We start from the raw sequence: 16,729 nt of genomic DNA on the forward strand, positions 1-16,729 counted from the left end.
TCAAAAGGAGACACTTGTTAAGAGTGGCTCCTTTTTTGTTTCTTCGTATCTGGCATCACTTTCTTGCTACGCTTTGGAGTACACGTCCCTATCACCTAACCAGCGGTCAATAATCGCTGCAGCGTTGTCGGGGTAATGGTCGTGTATATGGCGAGCGATACGTTGCACTTCAGGAATTAAGCGTTGATCGCGCACTAAGTCTGCAATCTTGAAATCCGCCATGCCCGTTTGTTTGGTACCTAATAACTCACCTGGGCCTCGAATCTCTAAATCACGCTGTGCAATCACAAAGCCATCGTTGCTCTCACGCAGCACGGCTAGGCGCTTTTGCGCGGTTTTCGATAGGGGTGAATGGTAGAGCAGCACACAATGGCTGGCAACGCTGCCTCGACCTACACGACCACGCAGCTGGTGCAACTGCGCCAAACCCAAGCGCTCGGGGTTTTCGATGATCATTAAGCTAGAGTTAGGCACATCAACGCCAACTTCAATGACCGTTGTGGCAACCAGCAGGTGTAGCTTATTGTCTTTGAAATCCTGCATCACAGCTTGTTTCTCTGCCGGCTTCATGCGGCCGTGGACCAAGCCAATCTTCACGTCTGGCAATTTACGTTGTAGCTCCTCGGCGGTATCAGCAGCGGCTTGAGCTTCTAACACCTCAGATTCATCAATTAATGTACACACCCAATACGCTTGCTTACCCTCGTTGAGGCAGGCATTTCTGACTCGCTCAACAATATCGTCTCGTTTTGTATCGGGAATGGCGACGGTTTGAATTGGCGTCCTGCCTGGTGGGAGTTCATCAATGACTGATGTCTCGAGATCTGCATAAGCGGTCATCGCCAAGGTGCGCGGGATCGGTGTCGCTGTCATGATCAACTGGTGTGGGTAGGTTCCTTGTTTTTCGCCTTTTTCACGCAGTTCAAGACGTTGATGAACGCCAAATCGGTGTTGTTCATCAATGATGACTAACGCGAGATGATCAAAAGCAACATGTTCTTGAAAGAGCGCGTGAGTACCGACCACCATTTGCGCTTCGCCGCTGGCAATACGAGCTAACTCGGCCTCTTTGGTTTTGCCTTTTAGTTTGCCCGCTAGCCAGCCAACCTTGATGCCCATGGGTTCAAACCAGTTAGCAAAGTTTATTGCGTGTTGCTCAGCGAGAAGCTCAGTTGGCGCCATAAGGGCGACTTGATAGCCGTGCTCAAGAGCGCGCACCGCAGCTAAAGCAGCGACTAAGGTTTTCCCTGAGCCAACGTCGCCTTGTACCAAGCGCATCATCGGGTGGGGCTTAGCCAAATCTTGTTCTATCTCGCCCACGACTCGTGCTTGAGCATTGGTTGGCGTGAACGGCAGTTGGTCGAGCAGTTGCTGTTTGAGTTGATGTGACTCACCCAGAGGTAGCGCTGCGTCTTGCTGGCCCTTACTGCGAACTGACAGCATCGAGAGATTTTGTGCCAGTAACTCTTCCATGATCAAGCGAATTTGCGCTGGATTCTTCCCTTCATCAAATTGGTCTAAATCCATATTGGGTGGTGGGCGATGAATGGTATGTAGCGCCTGCCCGAGTGTGATTTGGTGATCGTATAACCCTGCCGGAAGTAGCTCTTGCACGGCTGATTTATCCAGTAGTGCCAAAGCTTGCTCTGTCAGATTACGCAGAGTGATCTGGCGTAACCCTTCTGTGGTTGGGTAGACCGGCGTCAGTGTTTCCTCAACGTCTGTTTTCTGATTTGGGGCGTAAAATTTGTAGTCTGGATGGACAATCTCTAAACCAAAGCCACCGCGTTTGACTTCTCCATAAGCATGAACAGTTTTGCCTTCTGCAAAATTGTTCTTCATTGCAGCGGTAAAGTTGAAGAAGCGCAGCGTAATCGTACCGTTGCCATCGCTCAGTTTCACTGTCAGCATTTTTCGCTTACCAAACAGCGTATCGACGGCCATTACTTTGCCTTGGACCGCCGCCCATAGGCCCGCATGCAGTTTGGCGATTGGGTAGATTCGAGTCCGGTCTTCGTAGCGCAGTGGAAGATGGAAAAGCAAGTCTTGGACGGAGTGAAGCCCAACTTTTGCCAGTTTCTCAGCCACTTTTGCTCCCACACCGGTGAGAGAAGTTAATGGAATCGCAGATAGCAGTTGGGACATAGCAAGGCTCGGTAAGTCATTCAATCTAATCTAGATAGTTAACCACCGAGCTGTGTTTTTGTACAGGGATTTTTGGCTGGTTACTTCTTCTGCATCTCAGCCCACCAAGACTCATCGGCGACGATTTGGCCTTGGTCATCGAGCGGTGGGTAGGCCAGGCCTTTGCGTTTGGCGACTTTCGCCAGAACAGGATGACCGCGTTCAAATAGGGTTCGATGGATGACTTCTTCAGGAATGGCGCTGACTTCGTTGTCGTACATACCTGCGGCTTCACGTTGGCGCTGCGCTTCATACAGGATGACCGCGCTCGCCACAGAGACGTTGAGTGATTGAACCATACCAATCATAGGGATGATGATATCTTGGTCGGCCAGTTGTTTCGCTTGCTCGGATGCGCCCGTCTTTTCGCTGCCTAAAATGATGGCGGTTGGTTTGGTGTAGTCAATCTCGCGAAAATCGACGGCGGTTTCAGACAGGTTGGTCACAAGGACTTGCATGCCTTGTGATTTCAGCTCATTGATGGCGTCTTCAATAGAGTCATGGGTTTCAACGTCGACCCAATTGCGCGCGCCTGCTGAAGTATGGCTTAGCGTGCGCATTTCATTTGGCCAGACCGCATGGACTTTATGAACTCCCGTAGCATCGGCAGTGCGAATAACAGCAGAAACATTGTTTGGCTTGTGCACTTCTTCCAAGCAGAGTGTGAGGTCTGCTTGGCGAGCTTTGAGGACTTCTTGGATTCGGTTGTAGCGTTCTAAATTCATAACAATAACTTACTTACAAAAATGTCCCTGAAACCAGTGGCTTCAAGGACATTTAGATTCAACGAGTGAGTTGATTAATTCTTACGACGTCGAACCTTGAGCGTCTGCGGCATAGCTTTAATTTTGCGCATGATACCAGCAAGGTGAACACGATCTTTGGTGGTCAGCAGTACCGTCACGGTATAGAGTCGGCCGTCTCGCTCTTCGGTCGACAAACCATGAATGTTGGACCCTGTCTTGGAGATAACATTGGTTAGCTCTGCCAGTGCACCTTGACGATTCTGCACATCGACTCTTAATTCAGTAATGAACTCTTGGTCGTATTCGGCAGACCACTCTACCGCCATGTACTTGTCAGGCTCTTTTTGGTAGCCACGCACATTAGGACAGGTTTCACGGTGAACCACTAAGCCGCGACCTGGAGAGACATGGGCAATGATGTGGTCATCTGGAATTGGGTGACAACAGTTAGCGAAAGTGAGGAGTAAACCCTCTGCTCCGCGGATCGGCAGTTTTTTCTTCGAGTTGTCATCGGGTCCTGCGACCTCGGTGAGTTCATCTGCATCACCGAGTAGGCGGCGTGCAATGACAATACTCATCAATTCGCCTAAGCCAATATCGGCCAGCAAATCATCAATCGATGCGACTTTCAGATCGCTGAGGACGTGAGCGATGTTCTCTTCGCTAATGTCAGAAAGCGACAATTCACCCAGTGCATGGTTGAGCAGACGACGACCCAGTGTGATGGACTCTTCGCGGCGCATGGTTTTCAGCACTTGACGAATTTTGGTACGAGCACGCGATGTCACGACATAGTTGAGCCATGCTGCGTTCGGACGAGCGCCCGGCGCGCTAATGATCTCGATGGTCTGACCGTTTTTCAGTGCTTTGCTCAAAGGGTAGGGGTTGCGGTCAACACGCGCGCCCACACAAGTATTACCGACATCGGTATGCACGGCGTAAGCAAAATCAACGGCGGTTGCACCGACAGGCAGTTCTACAATTCGACCTTTTGGCGTGAAGACGTAAATCTCATCAGGGAAGAGATCAGATTTTACATTTTCGATGAACTCAAAGGAGTTGCCTGCACTTTGTTGAAGCTCGAGTAGGCTCTGCATCCAACGCTGCGCTTTGACCTGAGCGGTTGTACCAGAGCGATCGCCGTTGCCTTTGTATGACCAGTGCGCAGCGACACCTTTGTCCGCCATTTGGTCCATGTCTTCAGTACGGATTTGTACTTCAACAGGCACGCCATGAGGGCCAACCATTGAGGTGTGCAGAGATTGGTAGCCATTAGCCTTAGGCACGGCAATGTAATCTTTCATGCGCCCTGGACGCGGCTTGTACAAACTGTGTACTTGACCTAACACTCGGTAACAGGTGTCTGCGCTTTCTACGACGACCCGAAACGCGTAAATATCCATAATGGTATGGAAGCGTTGCTCTTTGGTCTTCATCTTGTTGTAGATGGAGAACAAGTTCTTTTCGCGACCAAACACGCGAGCCTTGAGACCAACTTCTTCTAGTCGACCTTCAATCTCAGAGTGAATGCGCTGAATCATCTCTTTTCGGTTACCACGAGCCGCCTTAACCACCTCTTTGAGGACGCGATAGCGATTAGGGTAGAGGGCTTCAAAGCCAAGCTCTTCTAGCTCAGTTTTGATGTTGTGGATACCGAGGCGGTGAGCCAAAGGAGAGTAAATTTCGAGAGTTTCGCGGGCGATTCGACGCTTTTTGTCTGGACGAAGTGCACCTAACGTACGCATGTTGTGTGTACGGTCTGCAAGCTTAATGAGGATAACGCGGATGTCTTGCACCATAGCAAGGACCATCTTACGAAAGTTCTCGGCTTGAGCCTCTTTGCGATCACGAAATTTAAGCTTATCCAGCTTAGATACACCATCCACTAGTTCAGCAACGGTATTGCCAAATTGTTCTTCCAGTTCTTCTTTGGTGACTTCGGTGTCTTCAATCACATCGTGGAGAAGTGCCGCTTGGAGAGTCTCAATATCAAGGCGCATTTCAGCCAAAATACGAGCAACAGCAACGGGGTGGATAATGTACGGTTCACCGCTAGAGCGGGTTTGCCCTTCATGGGCGTCTTTCGCTACCACATAAGATTGACGCAGAGCCTCAATTTGAGGCTCTGTTAGGTATTCTTGGGCAACGTCTTTGAGGCTATCGAATAGATACAAACTTTAGGCCCGAAAAGATAGTTGTAGTGAAGAGAGTCAGATTAGCGGTTGTGAGCGATGCTGCTTACTGCTGCTAATTCTGCTGCTTCTTGCTCTTGCTGTTCCTGACGCTCACGAGCATCTAGGATCTCTTTAGTGATAAGGCTTTCTTCGATTTCGCGTAGAGCGATAACCGTTGGCTTATCGTTCTCTTCTGGCACTAGTGAATCTTTACCGCCAGTTTGCATTTGACGAGCGCGGCGAGCCGCAATGAGAACTAGGTCGAAACGGTTGCCAACTTTTTCAACAGCGTCTTGAACAGTTACGCGTGCCATGAGGACTCCAAATAGTTAACTAAAATTTTGTATGACGAGAAATTATACAGGCTGACGGTTCCTAGTGTCTAGACTTATGTATCTAGCCAAGCTAGGAAAGATCATCAAAAGATCCTCAGATCGTTTGTCGATTCAGCCTGCAAAAATAGAAATTACTCTGCTAACAGAGCGTCAAGCATGCCTTTATATTTAGCAGCTTGCTTGTCTTGCTTCAATCTTTCTGCACGGATGATGGCTTTGAAGTCCATAAGGGCATTGTCAAAATCATCATTAACGATCACGTAGTCGTACTCGTTGTAGTGTGAAATTTCTGATTTGGCTTCAGCCATGCGTTTGGCAATGACGGCTTCGCTATCTTGGCCTCGAGCATTCAAACGACGCTCAAGTTCACCATTTGATGGTGGCAAAATAAATAGGCTTTTCGCTTGTGGCATTTGCTCACGGATTTGGCGTGCGCCTTGCCAGTCGATGTCTAGGAATACGTCGATGCCTTTATCTAGGTTCTCTTCAATCCAAATACGTGATGTACCGTAGTAGTTACCGAAGACTTCGGCATACTCAAGGAAGGCGCCTTGCTCAATCAGCTCTTCAAAGTGTTCTTTCTGCACGAAATGGTAATGAACACCATCTTGCTCCCCAGGGCGCATGCCGCGAGTCGTATGCGATACAGACACCTTCATTGCGTAAGTAGGGTTGGTTTCTAGCATTGCTGAAATCAAGCTCGATTTTCCCGCGCCGCTTGGTGCAGATACGATATAAAGAGTGCCTTTGCCCATAGGTACAATTCCACGTTTGGTTTGATGTTATCGATGAGAAAGTATCGACGTATTTTAAAGATAGCACTGACCGTACTTGATCGCCGAGATGGTGAAAATTAGGTCAGAAAAATGGAGGCGAAGAGTAGCACAAATCGTCAATTTAGAACAACTACAACCCATCTTAGTGTGAACATCAGAATGGGGCTTGTGCTTCGGTGAGTGATTTACGGGAATTATTGATCGATAGCAAACGTTTGCTTGATTTTGTGATTTCTATCAGAAAGGCGTTGAGTTTTTACTCGGGATTCGTACAATTCGCGCAAACGATTAAATGCTGTATATGTCTAGTGAATTGGATTAGACGTTTCTACCACCGAGCCTATCTTGGTGACTACAGTTTTTGTCTTGATGGTGGCAAGTCTATCCGCTCATTCAGCATTTGATTCCGACAACGTCTATTCAATCATTTAAGGTTTCTTTGTGAGTCTCGATACTGCCATCAAAGCCCAAAACAACCCGGGTATTCTTGAGTCCATCTTTAAGATTTCAGCGCGTAAAACCACGGTCAGCACCGAGCTGTATGCGGGTTTTATTACTTTCCTCGCCATGAGCTACATTCTGGCCGTGAACCCAGCGATTCTAGGTGGGATTCCAGGCATGGATAAAGGCGCAGTTTTTACGGCGACAGCATTAGCCGCTGCTGCTGCGACACTCATTATGGGTATTTGGGGTAACTACCCAGTGATGCTTGCGCCAGGGATGAGTATGAATGGCTTTTTCAAAGGCATGCTGTTAAGTGGTTCTGTGGCTTTGGTGTGGAATGAAGCCCTGTTTGGTATCTTCCTCTCTGGTGTGCTCTACCTACTGCTTTCTCTGACCAATATTCGTAAGTCGTTGATTGAATCCATTCCTGAAGACTTGAAAAACGCGATTACGGTTTCGTTGGGGCTCTTTATTGCTTTTTTGGGTTTAAAAAACGCTGGCATCATCGTTGACAACAAATTTGTTCTGGTGGGGATGGGCGATATTGCTAACCCTCAAGTGATCATTGCTTATATCAGTATATTTATCGCCCTTGGCTGCATGATCCGCGATATTAAGTTAGCGACTTTTATCTCTTTCGTGTCTGCCATTGTGCTGACGGTGATCGCGGATATGATGATGGGCACGAACAATGCGCCACTGCCTGAGCAAATCATTACCGCGCCACCAAGTATGTCTGGCACCTTTGGTGCGATTTTCGACCTGTCTGGGTTAACTGCAGAGAAGATGTTTGATTTACTGTTTATTGTGGTGATCTTCCTGATTGTCGACTTCTTTGATGGTATGAGTACCATCGTTGGTGTTGGCCGGGATGCGGGCATCATCGACAAAGATGGCAAGGTGCCAAATGCACGTTCGGCACTGGTAGCGGATGCCGGCGGTACTGTGATTGGTTCAGTATTGGGTACGACATCCATTACCGCTTTTTCTGAGTCAGGCATCGCCTCTTCCCAAGGTGCCAAAACAGGTCTGGCTGCGGTAGTGGTTGCAGGCTTGTTCCTCGTATCGCTATTCCTATATCCGCTGTTCTCTATCTTCTCAGCTGCGATGGTTGCGCCAGCGATGGTTGTGGTCGGTATCTACATGATTGGCCGCCTTGGTCAAATTCAATGGGATAAGAAAGAGTCACGCATTGCGGCCTTCTTTACCATTATGTTTACCGTGTTGAGCTTCTCACCAGCGAACGGCATGGCGATGGGCTTTATTAGCTACGCGTTCTCAATGGTTGTGGCGGGTAAAGGCAAAGAAGTTCACCCTGTCATCTATGTTTTAGGTGCTGTGTTCTTAAGTTATCTGATTCTCCTCTAATCGCAGTTCGACTTATTGCTAATGGCTCTACATCGGTAGAGCCATTTTTTATTTCTTACGCCGTGTTACACTGAGACCACTATCATATGGCAATGGAATCAAGGATATGCCATCTCATTTACCTCAGGGCTTTAGCCGCCCATTCCTTAAGATTTTTCATGCGTTAGAAGCGTTACTCTTGGTCGCCATCACGTTAGCCACCCTGTTTGCGATGGTGGAAGAGTTCATCCATGTTTTTGAACAGAAGAGGGTGCTGCTGACGGATATTCTATTGATGTTTATCTACTTAGAAGTACTCGCCATGGTGCAGCAGTTTGTGATGAACGGAAAAATCCCCGTGCGTTACCCCATCTATATTGCGATGATGGCCATTGCTCGTTACATCACCCTAGGAATGAAAGAGATGGATGCGATGTTGGTGGTTTGGCTGTCAGTAGCGGCATTTATTCTTGCCGCAGCCACCTTGCTGATTCGTGTTGGTCACCATTACTGGCCGTATGTTGATAGAAATACGCTGGAAAAAGACGAATAGCGGGTTGAAAGGCAGGCCAAGAAAAAGGGAGAGTAAATTCCCACTCCTTCTTCGCGTTACTGTGACCCGTCCTATTCGCGTTGCGCACTTTCAAACCGCTTATAATAATCACGGGCACTCACGCAGAACCTGGGTTCCGCCTAATGTGAGTTAAAGAAAAAATGAAACGAAGAGTATTGTGTTTTGGGGCCACTCTCTGTGTGGCGATAGGCTTTCCTGCCGTGAGCCAGGATTTTCTGCCTGTTAAGCAAGCTTGTGATGAACGCTACACCAATGATTTAGACGACCTGAAAACGACCGAGCCATCGAACTATGATTATTATCATTATATAGCGAGTGGTGGTTGTCCCGGCGTTGAGCTAAGAGAGGGGCGTTTTGAGCGTATTAATCAGCATTTTGCTAGGCTTGGTAATTTTAAAGCTCAGTGGGAGCTGACACCGGATTATACGATACTGGTTGAAAAAGCAGCCGCTGGCTCTATTCCCGCCAGAGCAAAAATTGTTTCTGCTAATACCGTTCCGCAAACAGCGCATTATAGCCGTGATAAAGGCCTTGATGATTTGCAGCTGTCTGATGAGATAAAGCAGCGTTATATCTCACAGATATTAGAGCTTGCGGAAAAAGGGGATATCAGAGTGCTTCAAACGGCGCTGGCGTATTACCTATGGACACCAATCTCTTTATCTGGTGACGATGATGACGCTTTGGTGGCAGCAGAGAGGCTTAAGAAAGCACACCGCCTGATAGAGTTGTACGGTGATGACTACTTATGGTTGGAGGTGTTATATAATAACTGGTTGCTTGAGGCCAAAAATATCAGTTGGTGCGCCGAGAATATCAAAGGTAGGCAGTACTCTTCAGAGTTTGAAAAAGGGCTTTATAGTTTCAGTAGGCCACTTTTTTGTAGCAGTGTTTTTAATAAAAAATTATTTAATAAAATAGAGCAGATGAGTGATGTCAGCCGCCTGCATTTCTTTAAAGAGCAGATAGCCTCACTGGAGTTCGATTTTTCCGGCAACCCCCAGGCCAGATTAGATCAACTGAAAAAGTGGGACCGTACGCTTAACAAGTTGGCACTGTTAGCTCATTTTGATGTGCCATTAGTCAATGAAACTCTAGCTTTCTCTCTGATGTTACTGCCTTACGAGCCTAACCGTGATCTTGCCGGTTTTTACTGGCTGGATACGGAACATCACCCCTCTCCGTTGATGCGTTTGATAAGCAGCATATTTGGCAAAAACGGTTATGACGTTGAGAAGAGTGTAGATGAACAGATTATCCCCGAGATTTTGGCGAGCGAAAAATACTTTGGACTGGCATACACTTACCTGGGCAGAGATGATGAATACTATCAGTTTACTTTAAACAAGGTATTGCCAAAGGGCGATTGGAGTTCACTCTACACTTTTTATCTTATGTATAAGTATGAGGATAACACTCGAGCCTGGGCGATGATAAAAGCATTAGAGCAATATGACGAATATATTGCAAAGCAGGTGGAAGAGGACTTTTTTTTGGGTGGGCTTAGCGAACCCGACAAGAAAGCGGTTGAAAAAGTGATGGAAGAAATACGGCCATATCTCCCAGAGCAGAGTAAGGAGCACTTTTCAAAGGTATCCTGGCAGGAAAATATACAACCCTACCTGTTAAGGCAACTATCGTTACTTATTGAGCAAGAGGAAAATAAGTCCAGCCTGAAGGACTGAGTATATATTTGGGGCTATCCTGGCAAGATTGGCTCCAATTGAGTTCTTATAACAAAGTAAGGGCTCATATAGCAGAACAGATAGCTGGGGGCTCATCATTAGCTGATGAGGCAGGTCGCTGTCTAATCCGCGGGGCAAAGTGAGTAAATAGCGTGAAAAAGCCCCTATTTACAGGGGCTTGGTAAGACTAAGTAAGCTCAAAGAGACTCAAAAAACCTTATTCGATATTTTGGATCTGCTCACGCATTTGCTCAATCAGAACTTTCAGTTCAACACCAGATGCGGTGATGTCTGTGCTGATTGACTTAGAAGCCAGTGTGTTTGACTCGCGGTTAAACTCTTGCATCATAAAGTCTAAACGGCGACCGACCGCGCCACCTTTCTTCAAGATATTAGTGGTTTCTTTGACATGAGAGTCTAGGCGATCAAGCTCTTCAGCAACGTCTGATTTTTGTGCTAGTAGAATCAGTTCTTGTTCAACGCGTGAAGAGTCTAATTCAACTTTTGCGTCTTCAAACTTAGTGAACAGACGCTCACGTTGCCATTCTAGAATCTCAGGCATGCGCGCACGCACTTTCACCACTTCTTCTGTGATGGCATCTAAGCGCTGAACGATAAGCGCTTTCATGTTTTCGCCTTCTCGGCCACGCGCTTCGATAAACTCGCCTAGCGCAGCATCAAAAGCGGCCAGCAAATCTTTATTGACGGCGTCCATATCTTGCTCTGGTGTTTCCATCACACCTGGCCAGTTCATGATTTGGAATGGGTTAAGGCGGCTCTCATCACCTGACAATGCCATTACCTGATTTGCCGCGCTGATGACTTGTTTCGCCAAGTCTTCGTTAATGGTCAATTCGCCTTTTGCTGCTGGGTTTGCTTCAAAACGGAGCGCACATTCAACCTTACCGCGAGCAAGGCACTTGCGAAAACGCTCACGCAATACGGGCTCTAGGCCGCGGAATTGCTCTGGCAAGCGGAAGTAGGTTTCCAGGTAGCGTTGGTTAACACTACGAATTTCCCATACGGCGCTGCCCCAATCGCCTTTTGCTTCTTTACGAGCATAAGCCGTCATACTGTAGATCATCGAATTTTCCTGTTTAATCATCTTTGAAAATAACGCGAGGCAATAGTAGCACAGATCTGAGACGGATAGCTTTGAAGAGCAAACTTCGCTATAATCCTGCTCCAACCAAAAACGTCTCCCCCTTCATATAAGGTAGATGCCAATGCGTCCAAACGATCGCAAGGCGGATCAAGTTCGCCCAATCAAAATTACTCGTAACTACACAGCTTATGCAGAAGGTTCTGTATTGGTTGAATTCGGCAATACAAAAGTACTTTGTAATGCGACCGTTGAAGAGAACGTTCCGCGCTGGCTAAAAGGTCAGGGTAAAGGCTGGGTAACCGCTGAATACGGCATGCTTCCACGCTCTACACATTCGCGTATGCGTCGTGAAGCGGCAAGCGGCAAGCAAGGTGGTCGTACGATGGAAATCCAACGTCTGATTGCTCGTAGCTTACGCGCGGTAGTTGACCTAGAAGCGATGGGCGAAATCATGGTGACGGTAGACTGTGATGTAATCCAAGCGGATGGTGGTACGCGTACTGCGTCTATCTCTGGTGCGAGCGTTGCGATGGCTGATGCATTCCAACACTTAGTAGAGAAAGGCAAGCTAAAAGCGAACCCAATGAAAGGCCATGTAGCTGCCGTTTCTGTGGGCATTCTAGGTGAAGACATTCTGTGTGACCTTGAGTACACAGAAGATTCAGCAGCTGATACCGACATGAACGTAGTGATGACTGAAGATGGTCGTATGATTGAAGTTCAAGGTACGGCAGAGGGCGAACCGTTCACCCACGCTGAGCTGATGAAGTTGCTGGAGTCGGCGACCAAAGGTATTACCGAGATCGTCGCGGCGCAGAAGGCGGCGTTAGAAAATTAATTTTTAGATAGCTCCCAATTGGGGGCTATTTTTTTATTTTCGTCATAGATAGCATTGCAGCGTTGTTAACTGCACGCTTTCCCCCTAATCACATAGGTTCCCTATGCTCATAGGGCTGAAAGCGCTTGTTGCCTAGCTGCCAAGCCATCTATTTAGAAAATGTTTCTTTATGTTATGAACCGTCTAGAAAACTAGACCTTTTATTTAGAGAGAAAGTAATGAAAGCATACCAGCGTGAATTTATTGAGTTTGCACTAGAGAAAGAAGTCCTAAAATTTGGCGAGTTTACTTTAAAGTCTGGCCGTAAGAGTCCGTACTTCTTTAACGCTGGTCTTTTCAATACTGGTCGTGACTTAGCGCGTCTAGGTCGCTTCTACGCAGCAGCGCTAGCGGATTCTGGCATTGAGTTTGATGTGCTATTTGGCCCTGCGTACAAAGGCATCCCAATTGCGACGACGACAGCAGTTGCTCTTGCTGATCACCACGATGTAGATACGCCATACTGCTTTAACCGTAAAGAAGCGAAAGATCACGGTGAAGGTGGCAACCTAGTGGGTAGCGCACTGGAAGGTCGTATCATGCTGGTGGATGACGTGATTACTGCGGGTACGGCAATCCGTGAGTCAATGGAAATCATCCAAGCAAATGGTGCAGACCTAGCGGGTGTTTTGGTTGCGATTGACCGCCAAGAGAAAGGCAAAGGTGAGCTGTCTGCAATCCAAGAAGTTGAGCGTGACTTTGGCTGTGCAATTATCTCGATTGTTAGCCTGACTGACTTAGTGACCTTCCTAGAAGAGAAAGGCACTGACGCAGAGCACCTAGAGGCAGTCAAAGCCTACCGCGCTGAGTACGGCATTTAAGTTGTTGAACCACTGGTAAGACTAAAAAGGCATCCTGTTGGATGCCTTTTTTGATGTTATTTATAGCGTGAACCTTTGCCCATGGCTCTGTCGACCATTGTTTTGTAGCGCTTATGCACCCACATCCACTGATCGAGTCCGCGCAGGATCACCTTTTCGATCGCTCGGTTCATCACCCTTGCTGCGCCTTCTGCATCTTTACGAGGGAAGTCTGCGCTAAATTCGTCATCCACTTGCAAGGTGTAGGTCGAGCCTTCTCGGAAGCTTGATGCGGTAACCACCGCACATTTACTCGCATCAATCAGAACGCCAGTCCCCGCTGTAGTACATGCGTCCTCAACAGCAAAAAATGGCACGAAAACAGCATTTTTGCGCCCATAGTCATGATCTGGTAGGTACCATAGTCGGCCGCCGCGGCGCAGGATCTTGAGCATACCTTTAACGTCTTTGCGATCGACCATTTGGTTGCCAAAACGAGTGCGTCCCCAAGTTTGGATGAAGTCGTACACCGGATTGTCATGCGGGCGATATACGCCATAACCCGGAGCGAAGGTGGCAAATGCACGAGCGGTAATTTCTAAGTTGAGCGCATGGGTGCAGACAACTAGCACGCCCTTCTTTTGTTTGTCGAGTTCAACAATCTGTTCAATATTCTTAAATTGAATTAAGCGCTTGAAGCGCCATTCTGGCCAAAACCAAGCTATGCCTGTTTCAACTAGAGCTAAGCCAGTATTTTTGAGATTCTCTTTAACAATTTTTTCTCGCTCAGCGGGACCCATATCAGGGAAGGCGAGTTCTAAATTGCGACGGACAATGTGAGCGCGGCTTTTGAGTGCGACTGCGGTCAATGAACCGATGCCTCGCCCAAGTTTAAGTAGCACCGCATAAGGCAGGACGGTCACAACTAAACCCAGTAGTCCAAATCCAAGCCAGATTCCCCAATTCTTTGGGTGTACTTTTTGAGTAAAGGTCAGTTCGTTATTTAGTGTGTTCATGGTTTAGCATCATTGAAATGAGTTTTTGCCAAAGCGCCTTCGTCTTACGGCGCGCAAAGAAGTGGACATGAGTGAGTAGGTACAGTTTCCAATCATTATATCGGCTGCCTACGCCATCGATGACTTGAGGTATGAGCTCTGTCCCTTGCTTTTTCATTAGGATATGGCCTGGGCTGACATCACAAATGCTGATCGAGTGATCAAGCAGGTAGTGCTCTATGCGGGTGAGTATTTGCATCGCTTCTTCTTGAGAAACTGAGCCATCCGCGAGCATCTCTTTTAATGGTCTTCCTGATGTTCCGTCATCGTTAACAACACGATCGAAGACCAAACCAGGGCCTAAGTTTGTTTCTACCCAGCCATAACATTTAGGTATGAAATGAAAAGGGACACCACGCTTTTCGAGTTGACCAAAGTAGTACGACTCCATTTCATTCTGTTGTCGTACAACTTTCGTATGCTTCATGATCTCTTCCATCGGGTGATAAACCTTGATGCACAAACTTGGATTATCCGGGTGCTCAAAGCATATCCTTTCATTCCCAGTGCCAATCCTTTTGGTCTGAGATAAGTCTAGAACAGAAGACATGAAGTTCCTCTTATTGAATCTGCGCGCTTAGGAGTGCCCAGTATTCTTCGAAATTTGCTGTAGGTTGATATTTAAAGTCTGAGCGAACAAAGCGATTTAGGCTACCTTCTACTTGACCTAAAAGCTGAGCGGCTAAGATTTTGTCATCGACAGGGAAGGATTTTCCTTCACGCAGCTTACGTTCACGTAAAATTTGGCGCAATGACGTCTCGATACGTTCATACAGTTGGTTGATGCGCTCACGAAGACGTTCATTTTCAAACATCAACGCATGACCAGAGAGAATTCGGCTCAGGCCTGGGTTACGCTCAGAAAAAGCCAGAATCAACTGCAGAACAAGGCGAATGCGCGTTAGTGTGTCTTTTTCTTCATCGAGAATGCGGTTAATGCGTGACATTAAAGACTCTTCGATAAACTCAATCAGGCCTTCAAACATGCGCGCTTTACTAGGAAAGTGGCGATAAAGAGCGGCTTCTGACACGCCAACTTGCTTGGCAAGCTTTGCGGTCGTGATACGCGACGCGCCTTCATTGGATTCCAGCATCTCAGCGAGCGCCTGTAAAATTTCTTCTCGGCGGTTGGTTTTTCTTGTGCCTGCCATGAATACTTTCCTTTTTTACCCATTCTGAATAACGACTCAAGGCCCGCCTAAACGAGCCTGAAGTCCAACAACCATTGTTTATTGCTTTGTATTATTGCTTTATAGCTTGCCAGCGATGGTCGCCATGATTTGACGTGCAATCAACTGTTTACTGGCAAGGGTAAGTGATTGCTCACCATCTTTCCAGTATACGGTGATCGCGTTGTCGTTGCTATTAAAGCCTTGGCCTTCAACCGAGACATCGTTAGCACAAATCATATCCAGCTTCTTCTTTTCAAGTTTGGTGCGCGCGTAGTGGGCGACATCTTGAGTTTCAGCGGCGAAGCCAACGGTAAAGGGACGAGATTTCTCGAGGGCCGCGACAGACGCAATAATGTCGGGGTTTTTCACCATAGTGACAGTCATCGTGTCACTGTCGTCGGTTTTTTTGATTTTTTGATCAGCAACCGCCTCTGGTCGATAGTCTGCCACTGCCGCGCAACCGATGAACACGTCGTGTTGGGTTGCTTGTTCTAAGGCTGCTGAGTGCATGCTTAGCGCGCTGTCGACATTGATACGCTGTACGCCTGAAGGTGTCGGTAGAGAGACGGGCCCCGCGATAAGGGTCACCTGAGCCCCCAGATGCTGAGCGGCCTCTGCAAGAGCAAAGCCCATTTTGCCTGAGCTGTGGTTAGAGATGTAACGAACAGGGTCAATCGCTTCGCGGGTTGGACCTGCGGTTATCACCACGGACTTTCCCTCTAAAGGTTTGTCAGAGAAAAACTGTTCGCAATGCTCCACCAACTGCATTGGCTCTAGCATGCGTCCAGGGCCAACGTCGCCACACGCTTGCTCACCGGCGGCTGGACCCCAAATCGCCATCCCACGACGCTGTAAGGTGGCGATGTTTTCTTGAGTTGCCGCATTTAAGTACATTTGTTGATTCATCGCAGGCGATACCGCGATAGGTGCGTCGGTCGCAAGTACTAAGGTTGTCAGCAAGTCGTTGCCCATGCCAGCAGACATACGAGCGATGAGATCCGCCGTTGCAGGTGCCAGCAAGACTAAGTCAGCCCATTTGGCAAGCTCAATGTGACCCATCGATGCTTCAGCCGCAGGGTCGAGTAAGCTGTCTGAGACGGGACGCCCAGAGACCGCCTGCATGGTCAGCGGAGTAATAAACTCTTTGGCTGCCTTGGTCATAACGACTTGTACTTCGGCTCCGCGCTCGATAAGACGACGAGTGAGCTCTGCACATTTATACGCCGCGATTCCGCCGCTGATGCCCAGTAGGATCTTTTTTCCCGCTAATGTTTGCATGAGGATCTCCGTAAATTTTGCTGCGCGATAAGATAACACGCCTCATGTTTATGTGCCTAGTGAGTGATTGGTGCACAATGTGGTACTGGTCACCAATACTACGACTTAGTGAGTAGTGACCGAAGGTGGGGAGTTTATATTGCCTCGCATTGACGATTATTGATCAGGATCTGTGGA

The 16,729-nt window shown here is 47.8% G+C and carries 15 protein-coding genes and 1 riboswitch; of the genes, 5 read left to right on the forward strand and 10 right to left on the reverse strand.

What is annotated here, in order from left to right; all coding sequences use genetic code 11:
• Positions 1 to 66 precede the first annotated feature (66 nt).
• From recG to gmk, 5 genes are all read right to left on the reverse strand, one after another.
• A complete protein-coding gene (recG, locus tag ACUALS_RS00580; RefSeq protein ID WP_454448622.1) occupies positions 67 to 2,145 on the reverse strand; it encodes an ATP-dependent DNA helicase RecG in 2,079 nt (692 codons plus the stop codon).
• 80 nt (positions 2,146 to 2,225) lie between these two features.
• Positions 2,226 to 2,909, reverse strand: coding sequence for a tRNA (guanosine(18)-2'-O)-methyltransferase TrmH (gene trmH / locus ACUALS_RS00585; RefSeq protein WP_005472507.1), 684 nt, complete (start codon positions 2,907 to 2,909; stop codon positions 2,226 to 2,228).
• Between the two features lie 74 nt (positions 2,910 to 2,983).
• A complete protein-coding gene (gene spoT / locus ACUALS_RS00590) occupies positions 2,984 to 5,104 on the reverse strand; it encodes a bifunctional GTP diphosphokinase/guanosine-3',5'-bis pyrophosphate 3'-pyrophosphohydrolase (RefSeq protein WP_038140856.1) in 2,121 nt (706 codons plus the stop codon).
• Positions 5,105 to 5,145: 41 nt separating this feature from the next.
• The gene (gene rpoZ / locus ACUALS_RS00595; RefSeq protein WP_005472463.1) at positions 5,146 to 5,418 is read right to left on the reverse strand and encodes a DNA-directed RNA polymerase subunit omega; all 273 of its coding nucleotides are present in this window, start codon (positions 5,416 to 5,418) and stop codon (positions 5,146 to 5,148) included.
• A gap of 152 nt (positions 5,419 to 5,570) precedes the next feature.
• Complete coding sequence (gene gmk, locus ACUALS_RS00600; RefSeq protein ID WP_005472456.1) at positions 5,571 to 6,194, reverse strand: guanylate kinase; 624 nt, start codon at positions 6,192 to 6,194, stop codon at positions 5,571 to 5,573.
• Positions 6,195 to 6,490: 296 nt separating this feature from the next.
• Positions 6,491 to 6,590, forward strand: a riboswitch (purine riboswitch).
• 66 nt (positions 6,591 to 6,656) lie between these two features.
• On the opposite strand from gmk, the gene ACUALS_RS00605 reads away from it, so the two are divergent.
• From ACUALS_RS00605 to ACUALS_RS00615, 3 genes are all read left to right on the forward strand, one after another.
• Positions 6,657 to 8,027: an NCS2 family permease gene (locus ACUALS_RS00605; protein WP_454448623.1), complete on the forward strand. Its 1,371-nt coding sequence runs from the start codon at positions 6,657 to 6,659 to the stop codon at positions 8,025 to 8,027.
• A 106-nt stretch (positions 8,028 to 8,133) separates the two neighbouring features.
• Positions 8,134 to 8,559 (forward strand): phosphate-starvation-inducible protein PsiE, encoded by a 426-nt coding sequence (locus ACUALS_RS00610; protein ID WP_038213249.1) that lies wholly within the window; start codon positions 8,134 to 8,136, stop codon positions 8,557 to 8,559.
• Positions 8,560 to 8,720: 161 nt separating this feature from the next.
• The gene (locus ACUALS_RS00615) at positions 8,721 to 10,265 is read left to right on the forward strand and encodes a hypothetical protein (RefSeq protein ID WP_005472532.1); all 1,545 of its coding nucleotides are present in this window, start codon (positions 8,721 to 8,723) and stop codon (positions 10,263 to 10,265) included.
• A gap of 217 nt (positions 10,266 to 10,482) precedes the next feature.
• Here the strand turns inward: ACUALS_RS00615 and ACUALS_RS00620 are convergent, their stop codons facing one another.
• On the reverse strand, positions 10,483 to 11,349 hold the full coding sequence (locus ACUALS_RS00620; protein WP_454448624.1) for a YicC/YloC family endoribonuclease: 867 nt from the start codon (positions 11,347 to 11,349) through the stop codon (positions 10,483 to 10,485).
• 142 nt (positions 11,350 to 11,491) lie between these two features.
• On the opposite strand from ACUALS_RS00620, the gene rph reads away from it, so the two are divergent.
• Complete coding sequence (gene rph / locus ACUALS_RS00625; protein ID WP_004410877.1) at positions 11,492 to 12,208, forward strand: ribonuclease PH; 717 nt, start codon at positions 11,492 to 11,494, stop codon at positions 12,206 to 12,208.
• A 218-nt stretch (positions 12,209 to 12,426) separates the two neighbouring features.
• Positions 12,427 to 13,068, forward strand: coding sequence for an orotate phosphoribosyltransferase (pyrE, locus tag ACUALS_RS00630; protein WP_005472617.1), 642 nt, complete (start codon positions 12,427 to 12,429; stop codon positions 13,066 to 13,068).
• A gap of 56 nt (positions 13,069 to 13,124) precedes the next feature.
• On the opposite strand, the gene lpxL is transcribed toward pyrE, so the two are convergent.
• The 4 genes from lpxL to coaBC all read right to left on the reverse strand — a co-directional run bounded on the left by lpxL (position 13,125) and on the right by coaBC (position 16,552).
• The gene (lpxL, locus tag ACUALS_RS00635; RefSeq protein ID WP_454448625.1) at positions 13,125 to 14,063 is read right to left on the reverse strand and encodes an LpxL/LpxP family Kdo(2)-lipid IV(A) lauroyl/palmitoleoyl acyltransferase; all 939 of its coding nucleotides are present in this window, start codon (positions 14,061 to 14,063) and stop codon (positions 13,125 to 13,127) included.
• Positions 14,047 to 14,652 (reverse strand): YrbL family protein, encoded by a 606-nt coding sequence (locus ACUALS_RS00640; RefSeq protein WP_454448626.1) that lies wholly within the window; start codon positions 14,650 to 14,652, stop codon positions 14,047 to 14,049. The genes lpxL and ACUALS_RS00640 overlap by 17 nt, the downstream gene beginning before the upstream one ends.
• 10 nt (positions 14,653 to 14,662) lie before the next feature.
• Positions 14,663 to 15,253, reverse strand: coding sequence for a nucleoid occlusion factor SlmA (gene slmA, locus ACUALS_RS00645; protein WP_454448627.1), 591 nt, complete (start codon positions 15,251 to 15,253; stop codon positions 14,663 to 14,665).
• A 99-nt stretch (positions 15,254 to 15,352) separates the two neighbouring features.
• Entirely contained in the window at positions 15,353 to 16,552 is a 1,200-nt protein-coding gene (gene coaBC, locus ACUALS_RS00650) for a bifunctional phosphopantothenoylcysteine decarboxylase/phosphopantothenate--cysteine ligase CoaBC (RefSeq protein ID WP_454448628.1), read from the reverse strand.
• Between the last annotated feature and the right edge of the window lie 177 nt (positions 16,553 to 16,729).

It is taken from the genome of Vibrio sp. NH-7, assembly GCF_053643215.1.